The 16,441-nt window shown below is 60.3% G+C and carries 13 protein-coding genes; 9 read left to right on the top strand and 4 right to left on the bottom strand.

The genetic code is table 11. From position 1 onward, the window contains the following. Positions 1 to 94: 94 nt before the first annotated feature. The 5 genes from topA to rpmG all read left to right on the top strand — a co-directional run bounded on the left by topA (position 95) and on the right by rpmG (position 7,348). Entirely contained in the window at positions 95 to 2,788 is a 2,694-nt protein-coding gene (gene topA, locus J5289_RS09225) for a type I DNA topoisomerase (protein WP_209183550.1), read from the top strand. Next, positions 2,785 to 5,175 carry a ribonuclease R gene (gene rnr, locus J5289_RS09220; protein ID WP_209183548.1) on the top strand — a complete coding sequence of 797 codons (2,391 nt, stop codon included), beginning with the start codon at positions 2,785 to 2,787 and terminating at the stop codon, positions 5,173 to 5,175. The genes topA and rnr overlap by 4 nt, the downstream gene beginning before the upstream one ends. A gap of 28 nt (positions 5,176 to 5,203) precedes the next feature. Then, positions 5,204 to 5,659 carry a DUF983 domain-containing protein gene (locus J5289_RS09215; RefSeq protein ID WP_209183546.1) on the top strand — a complete coding sequence of 152 codons (456 nt, stop codon included), beginning with the start codon at positions 5,204 to 5,206 and terminating at the stop codon, positions 5,657 to 5,659. Positions 5,660 to 5,902: 243 nt separating this feature from the next. After that, positions 5,903 to 7,087 carry an MFS transporter gene (locus J5289_RS09210; protein ID WP_209183543.1) on the top strand — a complete coding sequence of 395 codons (1,185 nt, stop codon included), beginning with the start codon at positions 5,903 to 5,905 and terminating at the stop codon, positions 7,085 to 7,087. Positions 7,088 to 7,180: 93 nt separating this feature from the next. After that, on the top strand, positions 7,181 to 7,348 hold the full coding sequence (gene rpmG, locus J5289_RS09205) for a 50S ribosomal protein L33 (RefSeq protein ID WP_111220602.1): 168 nt from the start codon (positions 7,181 to 7,183) through the stop codon (positions 7,346 to 7,348). Between the two features lie 851 nt (positions 7,349 to 8,199). Here rpmG and J5289_RS09200 read toward each other — a convergent pair. Together J5289_RS09200 and J5289_RS09195 are read right to left on the bottom strand one after the other, a co-directional pair. Then, the gene (locus J5289_RS09200; protein WP_142829021.1) at positions 8,200 to 9,570 is read right to left on the bottom strand and encodes a PleD family two-component system response regulator; all 1,371 of its coding nucleotides are present in this window, start codon (positions 9,568 to 9,570) and stop codon (positions 8,200 to 8,202) included. A gap of 17 nt (positions 9,571 to 9,587) precedes the next feature. Then, positions 9,588 to 9,959 carry a response regulator gene (locus J5289_RS09195; protein ID WP_111220600.1) on the bottom strand — a complete coding sequence of 124 codons (372 nt, stop codon included), beginning with the start codon at positions 9,957 to 9,959 and terminating at the stop codon, positions 9,588 to 9,590. 132 nt (positions 9,960 to 10,091) lie between these two features. On the opposite strand from J5289_RS09195, the gene J5289_RS09190 reads away from it, so the two are divergent. The 3 genes from J5289_RS09190 (at position 10,092) to J5289_RS09180 (ending at position 12,450) form a co-directional block, all read left to right on the top strand. Then, entirely contained in the window at positions 10,092 to 10,400 is a 309-nt protein-coding gene (locus J5289_RS09190) for a DUF3572 domain-containing protein (RefSeq protein ID WP_142829023.1), read from the top strand. A gap of 2 nt (positions 10,401 to 10,402) precedes the next feature. Then, the gene (locus J5289_RS09185; protein WP_142829025.1) at positions 10,403 to 11,044 is read left to right on the top strand and encodes a hypothetical protein; all 642 of its coding nucleotides are present in this window, start codon (positions 10,403 to 10,405) and stop codon (positions 11,042 to 11,044) included. Positions 11,045 to 11,154: 110 nt separating this feature from the next. Continuing rightward, on the top strand, positions 11,155 to 12,450 hold the full coding sequence (locus J5289_RS09180) for a DNA polymerase IV (protein WP_209183541.1): 1,296 nt from the start codon (positions 11,155 to 11,157) through the stop codon (positions 12,448 to 12,450). Positions 12,451 to 12,540: 90 nt separating this feature from the next. On the opposite strand, the gene J5289_RS09175 is transcribed toward J5289_RS09180, so the two are convergent. Both J5289_RS09175 and J5289_RS09170 read right to left on the bottom strand, forming a co-directional pair. Further along, positions 12,541 to 14,355: an ABC transporter ATP-binding protein gene (locus J5289_RS09175; RefSeq protein WP_247750661.1), complete on the bottom strand. Its 1,815-nt coding sequence runs from the start codon at positions 14,353 to 14,355 to the stop codon at positions 12,541 to 12,543. Between the two features lie 286 nt (positions 14,356 to 14,641). Continuing rightward, complete coding sequence (locus J5289_RS09170) at positions 14,642 to 15,334, bottom strand: type 1 glutamine amidotransferase domain-containing protein (RefSeq protein ID WP_209183533.1); 693 nt, start codon at positions 15,332 to 15,334, stop codon at positions 14,642 to 14,644. A 180-nt stretch (positions 15,335 to 15,514) separates the two neighbouring features. Between J5289_RS09170 and J5289_RS09165 the strand changes: the two genes are divergently transcribed. Continuing rightward, the gene (locus tag J5289_RS09165; RefSeq protein ID WP_209184099.1) at positions 15,515 to 16,432 is read left to right on the top strand and encodes a LysR substrate-binding domain-containing protein; all 918 of its coding nucleotides are present in this window, start codon (positions 15,515 to 15,517) and stop codon (positions 16,430 to 16,432) included. Positions 16,433 to 16,441 lie beyond the last annotated feature (9 nt).

The raw sequence follows: 16,441 nt of genomic DNA, 5'->3' as shown, positions 1-16,441 counted from the left end.
GATTTCACTGTCCATGTCGAGGGGCCGGGAAGTGAAGATTGCCCGGACACCCGCCTGTTTCTCCTCAGCGCGACCTCCTAATTAGAGAATGATCATGAATGTTGTAGTGGTAGAATCGCCTGCCAAGGCCAAGACGATCAACAAATATCTGGGACCCAACTACAAGGTCCTGGCGTCTTTCGGTCACGTGCGCGATCTGCCCGCCAAGGATGGTTCAGTTCTGCCCGACCAGGACTTCGAGATGCTCTGGGAAGTCGATGCTGCCTCGGCCAAGCGCATGAAGGATATCACGGACGCCATGAAGACGGCCGATGGCCTGATCCTCGCGACCGACCCTGATCGCGAAGGTGAAGCGATCTCCTGGCACGTGCTCGACCTTCTCAACAAGAAGAAGGTGATCGGCACCAAGAAGGTGCAGCGCGTCGTCTTCAACGCCATCACCAAGAAATCCGTTCTCGACGCCATGGCCAATCCGCGCGATATCGACGGACCGCTGGTCGACGCCTATCTGGCGCGCCGGGCTCTCGACTATCTCGTCGGCTTCAACCTGTCGCCGGTGCTGTGGCGCAAGCTGCCGGGCGCCCGCTCGGCCGGCCGCGTCCAATCAGTGTCCCTGCGGCTTGTCTGCGACCGCGAATCCGAGATCGAGCGCTTTGTCTCCGAAGAATACTGGAACCTCTCGGCGCTGTTGAAAACGCCTCGCGGCGATGAATTCGAAGCCCGTCTGACGGTTGCCGACGGCAAGCGTCTGCAGGCCCGCTCGATTGCCAATGGCGAACAGGCCGGCAATCTCAAGACATTGCTCGAAGGCGCCAGCTATGTCGTCGACACCGTCGAGGCGAAGCCAGTCAAGCGCAACCCGTCGCCACCGTTCACCACCTCGACGCTGCAGCAGGCCGCTTCGTCCAAGCTCGGATTTTCCGCGTCGCGCACCATGCAGGTCGCGCAGCGGCTTTATGAGGGCATCGACATCGGCGGCGAGACCGTGGGTCTCATTACTTATATGCGTACCGATGGCGTGCAGATGGCGCCGGAGGCTATCGATGCGGCGCGCAGCGCCATCGGCAGCCAGTTCGGCAATCGCTACCTGCCGGAAAAGGCTCGTTTCTATTCGAGCAAGGCGAAGAACGCCCAGGAAGCGCACGAGGCCGTGCGTCCTACCGACTTCGAACGCATTCCCGATCACTTGCGCAGCGCGCTCGATGCCGACCAGCTGCGTCTCTACGACCTGATCTGGAAGCGGGCGATTGCCAGCCAGATGGCGTCTGCCGAGATCGAGCGGACGACCGTGGAGATCCTGGCGACCAATGGCGGCGACAAGGCCGGCCTGCGTGCCGTAGGCTCCGTTATCCGCTTCGATGGCTTCATCGCCGCCTATACCGACCAGAAGGAAGACGGCGAGCAGAGCGACGACGGCGAAGAAGACGGCCGCCTGCCGGAGATCAATGCCCGCGAAAACCTCGCCAAGCAGAAGATCAACTCGACGCAGCATTTCACGGAACCGCCACCGCGCTATTCGGAAGCGACCCTCATCAAGAAGATGGAAGAGCTCGGCATAGGCCGCCCGTCCACCTATGCGGCGACGCTGGCGACCTTGCGCGACCGCGACTATGTGACGATCGACAAGCGCAAGCTGGTGCCGCAGGCCAAGGGCCGGCTGGTCACCGCCTTCCTCGAAAACTTCTTCACCCGCTATGTAGAATACGACTTCACCGCCGATCTCGAAGAGAAGCTCGACCGGATTTCCGCCGGCGAACTGAACTGGAAGGACGTGCTGCGCGAATTCTGGACGGCCTTCTTCGCGCAGATCAACGACACCAAGGAACTGCGCGTCACCAACGTCCTCGACGCGCTGAACGAGGCGCTGGCGCCGCTGGTGTTCCCGACCCGCGAAGACGGCAGCGATCCGCGCATCTGCCAGGTCTGCGGCACCGGCAACCTGTCGCTGAAGCTCGGCAAGTATGGCGCCTTCGTCGGCTGCTCGAACTACCCGGACTGTAATTTCACCCGCCAGCTCTCGTCTGAAGGCGGCACGGATGCGGAATCGACCGGCCTCAGCGAGCCGAAGGCGCTCGGCAAGGATCCCGTGACCGAGGAAGAGCTGACACTGCGCTCCGGTCGCTTCGGTCCTTATATCCAACGCGGCGAAGGCAAGGAAGCCAAGCGCTCGTCGCTGCCGAAGGGTTGGAAGCCCGAGGATATCGATTATGAGAAGGCGATGGCACTGATCGCGCTGCCGCGAGATATCGGCAAGCATCCCGAAAGCGGCAAGATGATCTCGTCCGGTCTCGGCCGCTACGGGCCGTTCCTGCTGCACGACGGCTCCTACGCCAACCTCGAGACCATCGAGGACGTATTCACCGTCGGTCTCAACCGCGCCGTCACGGTGCTCGCCGACAAGCAGGCCAAAGGCCCAAGCGGTCGCGGCACGCCGGCAGCGCTGAAGGACCTTGGCGACCATCCGGACGGTGGCGGCAAGATCACCGTGCGCGACGGCAAGTATGGGCCCTATGTCAATTGGGGCAAGGTCAATGCGACGTTGCCGAAGGGCAAGGATCCGCAGAGCGTCAGTGTCGAGGAAGCGCTTGCCCTGATCGTCGAAAAGGCCGGCAAGCCTGCCAAGCCGAAGGCTGCCGCCAAGGCCAAGGCCGCACCGAAGGCGAAGGCAGCAGCGAAGACGAAGACCGCTGCCGCATCGGCAAAGACGACCAAGACCGCCGCCAAGCCGGCAGCCAAGGCCAAGGCCAAGCTAGCCGCCAAGAAGACAGTGAAGAAGGCAGCAGAGTGAGCAGAGAACCGCGCAGCAGACCGTCGCCAGTCGAACGTCGTCTCGGCAAGCCCGTGCGCGCCGCCAAGGCTGGCGCGGTCAAGGGTGATGTTACGGCGCCAGCCAGGGACACTATCGTCCAGGGTGTGTTGCCGCCGCGCGAAGTCATTCTGCGCTTCATTGCCGACCATCCACAGCAAGCCTCCAAGCGCGAACTGGCCAAAGCCTTCGGGCTGAAGGGCGAGCAGCGCGTCGAGCTTAAAAACCTGCTGCGCGACCTCGAAGAAGACGGCATGGTGCAGAAGAACCGCAAGTCGCTGATGCGGCCCGGTGCCCTTCCCCCCGTGACCGTGCTCGACATCACCACCCGCGACAAGGACGGCGAGCTGATCGGCCGCCCGGCCGAATGGCCGGAAGATGCCGGCGTCGCGCCTGCCGTTGCCATCCGCCAGACGTCTTCGCCCGCCGGCCGCAACGGCAAGGGCAAGGCACCCGTGGCCGGCATGGGCGACCGGGTTCTGGCCAAGATCTTTCCGGCCGGAGACCGCGGCGGACCGGCCTATACGGCACGGATCATCAAGGTTCTAGACCGCCGCCGCAGTGCTGCACTTGGCGTTTTCCGAGAGATGCCCGGTGGTGGCGGACGGCTGATGCCGGTGGAGCGGCGCGGCGAGGAAATGGTCATCGATCCCGAGGATATCGGCACCGCGAAGGATGGCGACCTTGTCGAGATCGAAGTTGCGCGTCTCGGCCGCTTTGGCCTGCCGCGCGCCAAGGTCCTGTCGGTGCTTGGCTCCGTCGGCTCGGAAAAAGCAATCTCGATGATTGCCATCCATGCTCACGGCATCCCCTACATATTCCCGCTGCCGGTGCTGGCGGAGGCTGACGATGCCAAGCCAGCGACGATGAAAAGCCGCGAAGACTGGCGCAACGTGCCATTGATCACCATCGATCCGGCCGACGCCAAGGACCACGACGACGCCGTATATGCCGAGCTGGACCCTTCTCCCGACAATGTCGAAGGCGTCATCGTCAACGTCGCAATCGCCGACGTCTCCTGGTATGTCAGGCCGAATTCCATGCTCGACCGCGAGGCGCAGAAGCGCGGCAACTCGGTCTATTTCCCCGACCGGGTGGTGCCGATGCTGCCGGAGCGGATCTCCAACGATCTTTGCTCGCTGAAGGAAGGCGTCGACAGGCCGGCGATTGCCGTGCGCATGGTGTTTTCGCGCGAGGGTCGCAAGATCGGCCACACCTTCCACCGCATCATGATGAAGAGTGCCGCCAAGCTCTCCTACCAGCAGGCGCAGGCAGCGATCGACGGAACACCTGACGATCAGACAGGACCGCTGCTGGAACCGATCCTGAAGCCGCTCTACCATGCCTATGGGGTGATGAAACGCGGCCGCGACCGCAGGCAGCCGCTGGAACTCGACATGCCCGAACGCAAGATCCAGCTGAAGCCGGACGGGACAGTCGACCGCGTGGTCGTTCCACCACGGCTGGATGCGCACAAACTGATCGAAGAGATGATGATCCAGGCGAACGTCGCAGCTGCCGAGACGCTGGAAAAGCAGCGGCAGCCGCTGGTGTTCCGCATCCATGACGGCCCGTCGCTTGCCAAGCAGGAGATCCTGAGAACATTTCTGGCGACGCTCGACATTCCGCTCGCCAAGGGCGGCAACATGCGGGCCAACAATTTTAACGGTATCCTTGCCAAGGCAGAAGGCACGCCGCACCAGACGATGGTCAGCGAGATGGTGCTGCGCTCCCAGAGCCAGGCGATCTATAGCCCGGAGAATATCGGCCATTTCGGCCTCAACCTGATGAAGTACGCCCACTTCACCTCGCCGATCCGCCGCTACGCCGACCTTATCGTCCACCGTGCGCTGGTAGGTTCGCTCGGGTTTGGCGAAGGCGGCATCACGCCGGAGCAGGAAGCCGGTCTCGACGACATCGCAGCGGAAATCTCGACCTTCGAGCGGCGCGCCATGGCGGCCGAGCGCGAGACCGTCGACCGCCTGATTGCCCATCACCTCAGCAACAGGGTGGGCGAAGAGTTCGACGGCCGCGTCGGCGGTGTTACCAAGTCGGGCCTTTTCATCGGGCTGCCGGAATTCGGCGCCGATGGTTTCATTCCGATCTCGACGCTCGGCAACGACTATTACATCTATGACGAGGCGCACCAGGCACTGGTCGGCGACCGGACCGGGCTCGGCTACCGGCTTGGCGACAGCGTCAAGGTGAAGCTTGTGGAAGCGGTTCCGCTGGCAGGCGCGCTGCGCTTCGAGATGCTGAGCGAGGGACGCGAACTGCCGCGTGGCATGCGTTCGTTCCACAAGTCTGGACGTGGCGGCACGCCGGTGCGCAAGAAGCCGGGGACGAGGCCACCGCGCGGACGGAAATAGCTGCTGGAGGGCGGCCGGAGGAGGAGTAATGACAGCAAGCGGTTCGACACCCGTCATTCGCTATGGCGGACCTGAAAAAACCGAGCGCCCGCTCGGCCAGGCTATCCTGCGGGGCGCCTGCAGCCGTTGCCCCAACTGCGGCCGTGGAAAGCTTTTCCGGGCGTTTCTGAAACCGGTGGACAACTGCGCTGTCTGCGGCGAGGAGATGTTTCACCACCGCTCCGACGACCTGCCACCTTATCTCGTCATCCTCGTGCTCGGCCACGTTGTCGTCGGCGGCTACATGATATCGGACACGATGCACCATCTGCCGATGTGGGCGACGCTTTCCATCTGGGCGCCGATCACCGTGCTGACGGCGCTTGCCGTCATCCAGCCGATCAAGGGTGGCGTGATCGGGCTGCAATGGGCTCTGCGCATGCACGGCTTCGGTGGACACGAAGACCGCCCGGACGAATTCGATGAAGGCAGCGGCACCGGGTAAGGCTGCAGGACGCCGAGACAAGCCGAAACGGCAGTGTTTTCCCCACGGGACCTGACATCATCACCGGCCATGGGTTGACATGGAGGCTAATTCTTGTCTGAACATTGCCGGCATTGTCGGGCATGCTCCGGCCGCTGCGATCGACCGGACGCCCCGGAATGTGGCGCTCTGGATTAGCCGGCAAGATGCCTTTCTCAATTCTGCGACGCGGACGTTTCGTTCGCTCCATGCTAAGGATCAACCATGACTGAACCGACGAACGGCAAGGTCGGCCATGTCGAAGAAATTCACTGGCCCTCGCTTTTCGCCGCGATCTCGTCGATTTCGGCCGTTGGCATTGCCATCGGTCTCGGCCTGCCCCTTTTCAGCATCATCCTTGAAAAGCGCGGTATCTCGTCGTCGCTGATCGGCCTCAACACAGCGATGGCAGGGATCGCGGCAATGATCGCCGCGCCCATCACCACACGGCTGGCGCACCGCTTCGGCGTTGCCTCGACAATGATGTGGGCGGTATTTCTCTCGGCCGTCAGCGCTGTCGGCTTCTACTATGCGACGGCCTTCTGGATGTGGTTCCCGCTGCGGCTGGTCTTCCACGGCGCGACGACCACGTTGTTCATCCTTTCGGAATTCTGGATCAACGCCGCCTCGCCCCCGGCAAGGCGCGGCTTCGTGCTCGGGCTCTACGCCACGGTTCTTTCTTTGGGATTTGCTGCGGGACCGCTGATTTTCTCCATGGTCGGCAGCGAGGGTATTTTGCCCTTCCTGATCGGCGCGGTCGCCATTCTCGTTGCCGCCATCCCGATCTTCATTGCCCGCAACGAAAGCCCGGTGCTGGAAGAAAAGCCCGAGATGCATTTCATGCGCTATGTCTTCCTGGTGCCGACGGCTACCGCCGCGGTGTTCGTGTTTGGCGCAGTCGAGGCAGGAGGCCTGTCGCTGTTTCCGATCTATGCGACGCGCTCCGGCTTTACCGAATCGCATGCCGCCTTGCTGCTGACGATGATGGGTATAGGCAACGTCGTCTTCCAGATCCCGCTCGGACTGCTATCGGACAAACTGACGGACAAGCGCCCGCTGCTGGTCATCATGGCCTGCATGGGCCTGGTGGGCGCGCTCGCGCTGCCATGGGTGGTAGGCAACTGGATGATAACCGCAGGCCTGCTTCTTTTCTTCGGAGGATGCGTCTCCGGGCTCTATACGGTAGGCCTCAGCCACCTCGGATCCCAGCTGACAGGGCCCGATCTTGCCGCTGCAAATGCGGCGTTCGTGTTTTGCTATGCAATCGGCACGGTCGCCGGCCCGCAGGCGATCGGCACAGCTATTGACGCAGCAGGAACCGATGGATTTGCCTGGGCGATTGCTGGTTTCTTCGGGCTTTATGTGTTGCTTTCCGGGGCCAGACTGCTCTTCCTGGGGAAGAGGGGTTGACTTTTCGGGCGCGATTTGTAATTTCGCGCCATAATTTGCCGTGGACCGCAACCGGCCGTCCACGGCATCATTTTTCTTAAAGGCAGGACGACCATGGCCAAGGCAACAACAATCAAGATCAAGCTTCTGTCGACGGCCGACACCGGCTTCTTCTACGTCACCACCAAGAACAGCCGCACGATGACCGACAAGATGAACAAGACGAAGTACGACCCGATTGCCAAGAAGCACGTCGAGTTCAAGGAAACCAAGATCAAGTAAGATCATTATGGTTTTCAGGTTTTAAAAGGCGCACCTGCAGGGGTTGCGCCTTTTTTAATGTCTGCCGATCGTTTGTTTAATATCTACCGATTTCCTGGCCGATATTGCACGCAAAATCGCGGCATGATAAATCATACATCACTAATATGATGTATCGAACTCCGATCGGCGGTAGCGGTTCGCGTGGCCTGTCATTATAGAAAACGCCGCTCTTCCGGCGGGAAAGAGCGGCGCTCACTAGGGGTCGGACGGATGCAAAGCGGTACGAGGAACCGCAGGGCATGCATCCGACCGACCGACCCCACGAACCAGGTGATGCGGCGGACCTGAGCATCATGGGGTATTTCCGTCCGGCTGGACGATGTTCGACCTCGGCAAACTCGCTTAAAAGTCGGTTAAAATCAAGAAGTCTTCAGTGTCAAAAGAGGTCAGACTGACTCTATGGTTAAATAGGGTGCGGTTGAAACTAGCTTGGGATGCGACGCTTTTTGGCTTAAACTCAAAAATACTGCAAAACGTCAGTATACCTTCAGTTACGACTCAATCTTTTTATACTGAGCAGGCGTTGCTTGCAAAATCTGTGTCCGAAGACATCAGCATGGATATGGATGCATGTCAGCATTACGACATAAATCATCCTGCACTACTGTCGTAAACTCAATATATCTTAAATTCTTATTGACTGAAATTGCGAAATCTCGCAATTTTGGAAATAAAATGACGCATAATTACTTATCAATCTTCTGCGAACCAATCCCGGAAGCGCTACTTTTCAGATATTAAACTTTTGTAATGGCCGCACAAAACAGCTTGCAGTGACTTCCTCTCGCACCGCCGGACGCGCTGCAGGCCTAGGCGGCCGCAGCGACCACGCGGTTTCGTCCACCGTTTTTCGCCTCATAGAGGGCGCGGTCGGCTTGCTTCAATAGTTCATCTGGCCCATCGAGCGATGTCTCGCGGGATGAGATCCCGAAGGAAGCCGTGATGGCGATGGTCTGGCCGGTGCCGCGCAGGGTGAATGGTGTACTTTCGACGGCTGAACGCAGTCGTTCCGCAATAGCGGCTGCGACCGGTGCCGATGTATCCGGCATGACGACCACGAATTCCTCACCGCCGAAACGGCAGGCGAGATCGGCGCCGCGGACGGTGGAGCGTACGCGGGCGGCAAATTCCCGCAGGACCTGATCGCCGGCATCGTGACCGTAGAGGTCATTGACGGCCTTGAAGCGGTCGATATCACTGATGAGGATCGAAAGCGGCCTGGCGCGCTGGACGGATCGCTTGAAGAGAATGGCCAGGTGGTTGTCGAGATAACGTCGGTTGTGCAGCCCGGTCAGCGCGTCAGTGACTGCAAGCTCGATGGTCTCCTGGACGCTGGCGCGCAGACGATCATTGTAGCGCTTGCGCTTGATCTGCGTCAGGCAGCGCGCCACGAGCTCGTTGGTATCCACCGGACGCACGATGTAATCGTTGACACCGAGCTCGAGTGCCCGGACGATCATCTCGTCGGCACCCTGATCGGTGATCAGCAGGACCGGAAGAAATCGCGTCCGCTCCAGCGAGCGCAACTGCGAGCAAAGGCGCAGCGGATCATAGTCGTCGAAATTGGAGTTGACGATCACCAGCTCGAAGGAGCTTTCCGCTGCTTCGAACAAGGCTGCCTGGGCGTCGGACATGGCCACGACATTGGCAATCGGCTTCAAGGCGCGCACGATGCGCTCCTGCGAATTGGCGCGGCCGTCGACCAGCAGGACCTGCGCAATCTCCTCGCCCTTGCCCTCGCCGATCCTGCCATCCTCGAAGCCGAGCGTGCGTGCGGTCTCGGCACGCGAGCGCAGCTCGTCACTTAGGGTCTTCAATCTCAGCAGGCTCTTGACGCGTGAAATCAGCTGGAGGTCATTGACCGGCTTTGTCAGGAAGTCGTCGGCACCGGCCTTGAGGCCGCGAACACGGTCTGCCGGCTGGTCGAGCGCCGTCACCATGACAACAGGGATATGGGCAACCTTCGGATCTGCCTTCAGCCGCTCACAGACCTCAAAGCCATCCATGCCAGGCATCATGATATCGAGCAGAATGAGATCCACCTGGGTGGTGTCGCAGATGGCCAGCGCATCCCTGCCATTATCGGCGGTCAGCACTTCGAAATACTCGGCCAGAAGCCTGGCTTCGAGAAGCTTCACATTCGCCGGAATATCGTCAACAACCAGAATTCGCGCGGTCATATGGTCTTTTTCAACGCTCAGGCGTCGCCCAGATAGGTCTTTATTGTTTCAATGAATTTCGGCACGGAAATCGGCTTGGAGACATAGGCTTCGCAGCCGCCCTGGCGGATACGCTCCTCGTCGCCCTTCATCGCGAAAGCAGTGACGGCAATCACGGGAATGACGTGCAGCTCGTCGTCTTCCTTCAGCCATTTCGTCACTTCCAGCCCGGAAACCTCTGGCAGCTGAATGTCCATCAGGATCAGGTCGGGACGGTGCTTGCGGGCGAGTTCGAGCGCCTCCATGCCGTTGCGGGTCTGGATCGTCGAGTAACCGCACGCCTCGATGAGATCGCGAAAGAGCTTCATGTTCAGCTCATTGTCTTCGACAATCATCACTTGCTTGGGCATAATACAGTGTCCTCGCCACCGGCCTTGAATCCACTCAGCGAAAATATAAGGTCGCGCGGCAGCCGATTCGATAAATCCGTTAGGGTGACGCTAGCGGCATTTGGTTGAGAAAAAGGTAATTTGCCCCGCGAAATGCAAAGCAACTTCAAGAAGCCGAAAGGATCTGACGCAGATCCGCAGGAAATCGCTATCGCTGTACTCGGATGGCTGGCGAACGAGCCGGATATGTTCGGCCGCTTCCTGGCACTGACCGGAATGGAGGCCGCCCAGTTGCGCAATGCTGTCAACGAGCCAAGCTTTCTCGGCGGTCTCTTGGATTTCCTGATGAACCACGAGCCATCGCTTATGGCCTTCTGTGCGGCGACAGGCACTGCGCCAGAGGCGGTCATGGCGGCTTCCGCACACTTCTCAGCTCCAGGCCTCGGCTCGGGGGAATACTGATCTTGGACGAGACAACTGACATAGGACATGTGCCGCTTCGGGACAGACCTCTCGTGGTTTGCGACATCGACGAGGTTGTTCTCGAGTTTCTGACGCCGTTCACCCGCTTTTTGCGCGCCAGGGATCACGACCTTCTGGCGCGCTCCTTCCGTATTCACGGCAACGTCGTCTCGAACCAGGATGGGACGGTGCCGGACGACGAAACCGTTTCGGCCTTCCTCGAGGATTTCTTCCTGACGCAGGACCAGTGGCAGACGCCGGCCGAGCGCGTCGTCGAAACGCTCACCGGCCTTGCCGGAGATGCCGATATCGTCTTCCTGACGGCCATGCCGCCGCGCCACCAGCAAACCCGCCGCGCCGTGCTCGACAGGTTCGGGCTTCACTTCCCGATGATCGCTACCGAGCAGCCAAAGGGGCCGGTGCTCGCGCAGTTGCATGGCGACAGGCCGCAGCCGGTTGTGTTTCTGGACGACATCGAGAGAAATCTGCTCTCCGTCGGACAGGCCGTGCCGGATTGCCTGCTGGTCAACCTCATGGCCAATGCCGATTTCCGGCCGTTCCTTCCAGTGCCCTCGCCCGGGATCGTCAGCGTCGAGGACTGGTCTGCGGCGGACATGTTGATCCGGGCGCATATCGGGCTTTGAGGTCCTGGACTGCAGGCACTTATACATGCTCCACCTCTTGCGCCGATTTTCATCCTTGAGTGGCTAGACCATAATGCATAGAGTGATGATGTTCAACATTTGTTCTCATCATGACCAACTTGCCTGATACCACGCCCGGCTTCTGCCGCGATTGCCTGAGCGAACAGCCGGCGGTCGTGAAGCGTTGCGGTGCGTGCGGCAGTCCAAGGCTTGTCTACCACCGCGAACTCAACGACCTGACGCTCGCGCATATCGACTGCGACGCCTTCTACGCGTCGGTCGAAAAGCGCGACAATCCGGAGCTTGCAGACAAGCCTGTGATCATCGGCGGCGGCAAGCGCGGCGTCGTCTCGACCTGCTGCTACGTCGCCCGCATTCACGGCGTTCGTTCGGCCATGCCGATGTACAAAGCGCTCGAGGCCTGTCCCAACGCGGTCGTCATTCGCCCGGACATGGAGAAATATGTCCGGGTCGGGCGCGAGGTCAGGGCGATGATGGAGGAACTGACGCCTCTGGTGCAGCCGCTTTCCATCGATGAGGCCTTTCTCGAACTTGCCGGCACGCAGCTTCTGCACCAGGATCGCCCTGCCCGTATCCTGGCGAAGTTTGCCAGGCGGGTGCAGTCCGAGATCGGCATCACGGTGTCGGTCGGGCTGTCCTATTGCAAATTCCTCGCCAAGGTCGCCTCCGACCTCAACAAACCACGCGGCTTTTCGGTCATTGGCCGACAGGAGGCAGTCGAGTTCCTGGCGCCACGTCCCGTCACCACCATCTGGGGCGTCGGCAAGGCATTTGCCGCGACGCTGGAGGGCGACGGCATCCGCACCATCGGCCAGCTGCAGGCAATGGACGAAGGAGCCTTGATGCGCCGCTACGGCGTCATGGGGCAGCGGCTGTTCCGGCTGGCGCGCGGCATAGACGATCGCGAGGTGCATCTTAACGACCCCGCCAAGAGCGTGTCTGCAGAGACGACCTTTTTCGAAGATATCTCCCGATATGACGACCTAGTGCCTGTTCTGCGCAACCTCTCCGAAAAAGTGTCGAGACGCCTGAAGAAGGGCGACATCGCCGGCCATACCGTGGTGCTGAAGCTGAAGACGGCGGATTTCAAGAGCCGCACCCGCAACCGCAAGCTCGAAGACCCGACACAACTGGCCGACCGGATTTTCCGGACCGGGCTCAGGCTGCTGGAGGCCGAGACCGACGGCACGAAATTCCGCCTTCTCGGCATCGGCGTTGGCGACCTCTGCGACGCCGGCCGCGCCGATCCGCCAGATCTTGTGGACGAACCCGCCGCCCGGCGGGCCGCAGCCGAGGCAGCAATGGACAAGCTCAGAGCCAAGTTCGGGGATGCATCGGTGGAAACGGGGTACACGTTCGGTGCCGGCAGGCGGGAGCGGTCGTGAAGGACTGACTGGCTGCCCCGTTCAGTGATGCTTACCAGAGCCGCCAGCAAAACTACGAGGCTGGTTGCGTCTGGAAATGCCTGAGATTCTCTAGCCGATCTCCTCCGGCATAAAGCCACCTGTCTGGCGTTTCCACAGACGAGCAAACAGACCGTCCTGTTCGATCAGCGCGTCCGGCGTGCCCTCCTCGACGATCCTTCCCTGATCGAGCACCACGATCCTGTCCATTCTTGCAATTGTCGAGAGCCTGTGGGCTATGGCAATCACCGTTTTCCCTTCCATCACTGCGCTCAGCCTTTCCTCGATGGCCGCCTCCGACTCGCTGTCCAGGGCGGAGGTCGCCTCGTCGAGCACCAGGATAGGCGCATCCTTCAGAATGACGCGTGCAATCGCAATCCGCTGTCGCTGGCCGCCGGAGAGCTTGATGCCGCGATCTCCGACAAAGGCATCCAATCCCTTGCGCCCCTCACCATCGGCAAGCTCGGAAATGAAATCGTTGGCCCGTGCAGCCTGTGCTGCTGCCTCGATCTCCGCTTGATCTGCGTCGGGGCGTCCGTAGCGGATATTGTCGGCAACCGAGCGGTGGAGGAGCGCTACATCCTGGGCAATGACGCCGATCCCCTTGCGCAGGCTCGCCTGGGTGACCTCCCGGATATCCTGTCCATCGATGCGGATCGTGCCGGCAGTGATATCATAAAATCGAAGCAGCAGGTTCACCAACGTCGTCTTGCCGGCGCCGGAGAAGCCGACAAGTCCGATCTTTTCGCCGGGTCTTATCGTGAGCGAGAGATCGGTGATGATGGCCTTGCCGGATGCATAGGAGAAGCCGACGCCCTCGAAGCGGATCTCCCCATGCGACACGGAGAGGTTCTTCGCACCGGGCATATCCGTGATCGTCGGCGGCGTCGTCATCACAGGCATCGCGTCCTTGATGGTGCCGAGCGCCTTGAAGATTTGCTGGCCCATCTGCAGGAAGGTGAAGGATCCCGCCGACAGACGCTGCAGGATATAGACCGTCGCCACGAAATCGCCGACGGTGACAAAGCGGTCGTAGAGGCCGACAAACCCGATCCCCAGCATCACTAGCCAGAGCAGCATATTGAAACTGATGACGACCAGTTCGGTCGTCCGGTAGATGCGTTGCTCATGATGGAGCGTACGCACCGCCTCGGACATGATCTTCCTCAGCGTGCCCGCCTCGCTGTCTTCGGCGGCAAACTGCTTGACCATCTGGATATTGCTGTAGAGGTCGGTCAGCGCACCGGAGATAAGGCTGTTCTGCTTGGCGGAGCGACGTGCACGCTCCGTGAAATCGGGGACGACCTTGATGGTGAAGGCAACGTTCAGCGCAATCCAGACAATGACGGGAAGCGCCAGTTGCCACGACAATGCCAGCAGCAGGAATACGGAGCCGAAGATCTGCAACACGAAGCGCGGCGCGGTCTGGAAGGTGATCAGCATCTGTTGCTGGACGGCATAGGCAACCTGGTTGAGCCGCGACGCGACCTGGCCTGCAAACAGGTCGTGGAAGAAAGCAAGGTCCTGCCGCTCCACCGCCATGTGCCCCTGCCACTGGATGGCGATGGGGAGGCTGATGCCGACGGTATGGGAATTCAGGATATTGGTGACGTAGAAAAATATCGGCATGACCGGGAAGATCATCAAGGCGAGCAGCACCAGCAGCCCCGACCGGCTATCAACAAAGCTCGCGACGCCCTGTGTAGTGATGCCATCGACAATCACAGAGAGCCCCCAGATGATCGTCAGGTTGATCGCCTCGACCACCATCGAACACAGCGCCATGGCAATCAGCACGCCGCGGAACATCTTAATCAGGTGGAGCAGAACTGCGATGGGGCCTTTGGTGGGTAATGGCCGATAAGGGATATCGAGCGGCCGGATCAAGGTTTAGAAGGGACGATAGATCGCATCTGAAATCGACATAAGCCGCTCCGGTGATCATCGGAAAGCGAAAACTCTGGACTAATGAATGGCATACCAGCAGTTCACGTCTCCAACCTCAATGGGAAATCGAACCGGCACGCGAAAAGTGAAGGCGACTGAAGTGGTCCGCAGTGCCGAATTCGGAGACGACACAACTGCCGCGACTTCCTTGCCCCATAAAAATGGCCGGGCTTTAAGGCCAGGCCACTGGTCGAAGAATATCTGCAGGAAACGCTGTTAACCGCGCTTACGCATCCTTGGCGGCAGTCAGTGCCGCGACAAGGATGCCTGCCGTCTCAACGGAAGAGCCTGGATTCTGGCCGGTGATCAGGAGACCGTCCTTGATCGTGTAGGACGCCCAGTCATCGCCGCTGGAATAGACGCCGCCGTTCTGCTTCAGCATATCCTCGACCAGGAAAGGCACGACATCCGTGAGGCCGACGCCATCTTCTTCCGAGTTCTTGAAGCCCGTGACCTTCTTGCCGCTCACCAGCGGTGTTCCGTCGGCAGCCTTCACATGGCGCAGCACACCCGGTGCGTGGCAGACGAGGGCGACGGGCTTGCCGGCCCGGTAAGTGTTTTCAATCAGCGCGATCGAGGTCTTGTCTTCCGCAAGATCCCACAGGGGGCCATGGCCGCCGGGATAAAAGACGCCGTCAAAGTCTTCGTGCGACACGGAGTCAAGCTTAACGGTAGAGGCGAGAACCGCCTGGGCCTTCTGGTCGTTATGGAAACGGCGGGTCTGCTCCGTCTGGGAGCCCTCCTCGTCGCTTTTCGGATCGAGAGGCGGCTGGCCGCCAGCCGGCGAAGCGACGGTGATATCAGCACCCGCTTCAAGGAATGCATAATAGGGAGCGGCGAACTCCTCCAGCCAGAAACCGGTCTTGCGGCCGGTGTTGCCAAGTTCGTCATGCGAGGTCAGAACCATCAGAATTTTCATTTTACAGATCCCATCGAGGGTTTTGAAATCGGGCCCGGCACCACGCCACGCCCTCCTTCCGGGTTCGACGAGCCGCTTGTGGCGGCGCCGTCGTTTCCGATGAGGCGACTATGCGCCCCGGCAAGGAATTTATGAAATTTATTATTTGTATTTCAGATATTCATGAACGATTATGACTGGATGAAATATGATCTCAATCTGCTACCGGTCTTCATCGTCATGATGGAGGAGCGCAATGTCACCCGTGCAGCCGAGCGGTTGGGCATAACCCAGCCAGCCCTGTCGAACGCCCTTAACCGACTGCGCGAGACACTGCGCGACCCGCTGTTTATCCGGGAGCGCTACGGCATGAGGCCGACCCAGATGGCAGAAGAGCTAGCGCCTGTCATCATCGACGCTCTCGCCAAGATCGACGAGGCAATCGTCGGGCAGCAGGATTTCGATCCGCAGCACGCCGAGCGGCTCTTCACTATCGCACCGAACAGCTATGTCGAATTTGTCCTGATGCCCTCGATCGTTTCGAAACTACGCGAACGCGCACCCGGCATCAGGCTGCGTCTCATACCGTTCAACAACGATGCCACGGAAGCCGGCGCGGTATCCGGTGCGACGGACATGGTGATGGGCCGGATCGTGGATCCGCCGGATAATCTGGTCGTCCAGCACCTGATGGACGATGGGCTGGCCTGTGTAGTGAGAGCCGGACATCCTGACATCCGCGACGGTATCTCAAGGGAACAGTACGAGACCCTCAAGCATGTCAACGTCATCCCGCCTGGACGGCTGCGGGCCGGTCTTTTCCAGGCGCTTGGACAGAAGGGCTTGAACCGCGAGGTCGCCGTGTCCGTCACGCACTTTCTGGCCGTGCCGGAGATGATCGCCGTGACGGACTACTGCGCCACCCTGCCCGGCCTCATTTGCCACCACCTTGCTGCGGACCCGCGATTGCGGGTCCTGCCTGCGCCCGTGGACCTCGGCACATTTCCCGTCGAAATGGCCTGGCACGTGCGCTATCGCCAAGACCCGGCTCACCGCTGGCTAAGATCCCTTATCGTCGAGGTCACGAAAGACATTGTCGGGAGCCTTGGTGGCGAATAGAGATAGGCC

The organism is Rhizobium sp. B230/85, from assembly GCF_019355735.1.
In the GTDB taxonomy this organism is placed as follows: Bacteria; Pseudomonadota; Alphaproteobacteria; order Rhizobiales; family Rhizobiaceae; genus Rhizobium; species Rhizobium rhododendri.
This window is presented reverse-complemented; position numbering and strand designations above follow the sequence as displayed.

Coding starts and splice junctions, on each gene's coding strand:
- topA (WP_209183550.1), top strand. CDS start 95: ATGAATGTTGTAGTGGTAGAATCGCCTGCCAAGGCCAAGACGATCAAC.
- J5289_RS09215 (WP_209183546.1), top strand. CDS start 5,204: ATGACAGCAAGCGGTTCGACACCCGTCATTCGCTATGGCGGACCTGAA.
- J5289_RS09210 (WP_209183543.1), top strand. CDS start 5,903: ATGACTGAACCGACGAACGGCAAGGTCGGCCATGTCGAAGAAATTCAC.
- rpmG (WP_111220602.1), top strand. CDS start 7,181: ATGGCCAAGGCAACAACAATCAAGATCAAGCTTCTGTCGACGGCCGAC.
- J5289_RS09200 (WP_142829021.1), bottom strand. CDS start 9,570: ATGACCGCGCGAATTCTGGTTGTTGACGATATTCCGGCGAATGTGAAG.
- J5289_RS09195 (WP_111220600.1), bottom strand. CDS start 9,959: ATGCCCAAGCAAGTGATGATTGTCGAAGACAATGAGCTGAACATGAAG.
- J5289_RS09190 (WP_142829023.1), top strand. CDS start 10,092: ATGCAAAGCAACTTCAAGAAGCCGAAAGGATCTGACGCAGATCCGCAG.
- J5289_RS09180 (WP_209183541.1), top strand. CDS start 11,155: ATGACCAACTTGCCTGATACCACGCCCGGCTTCTGCCGCGATTGCCTG.
- J5289_RS09170 (WP_209183533.1), bottom strand. CDS start 15,334: ATGAAAATTCTGATGGTTCTGACCTCGCATGACGAACTTGGCAACACC.
- J5289_RS09165 (WP_209184099.1), top strand. CDS start 15,515: ATGAAATATGATCTCAATCTGCTACCGGTCTTCATCGTCATGATGGAG.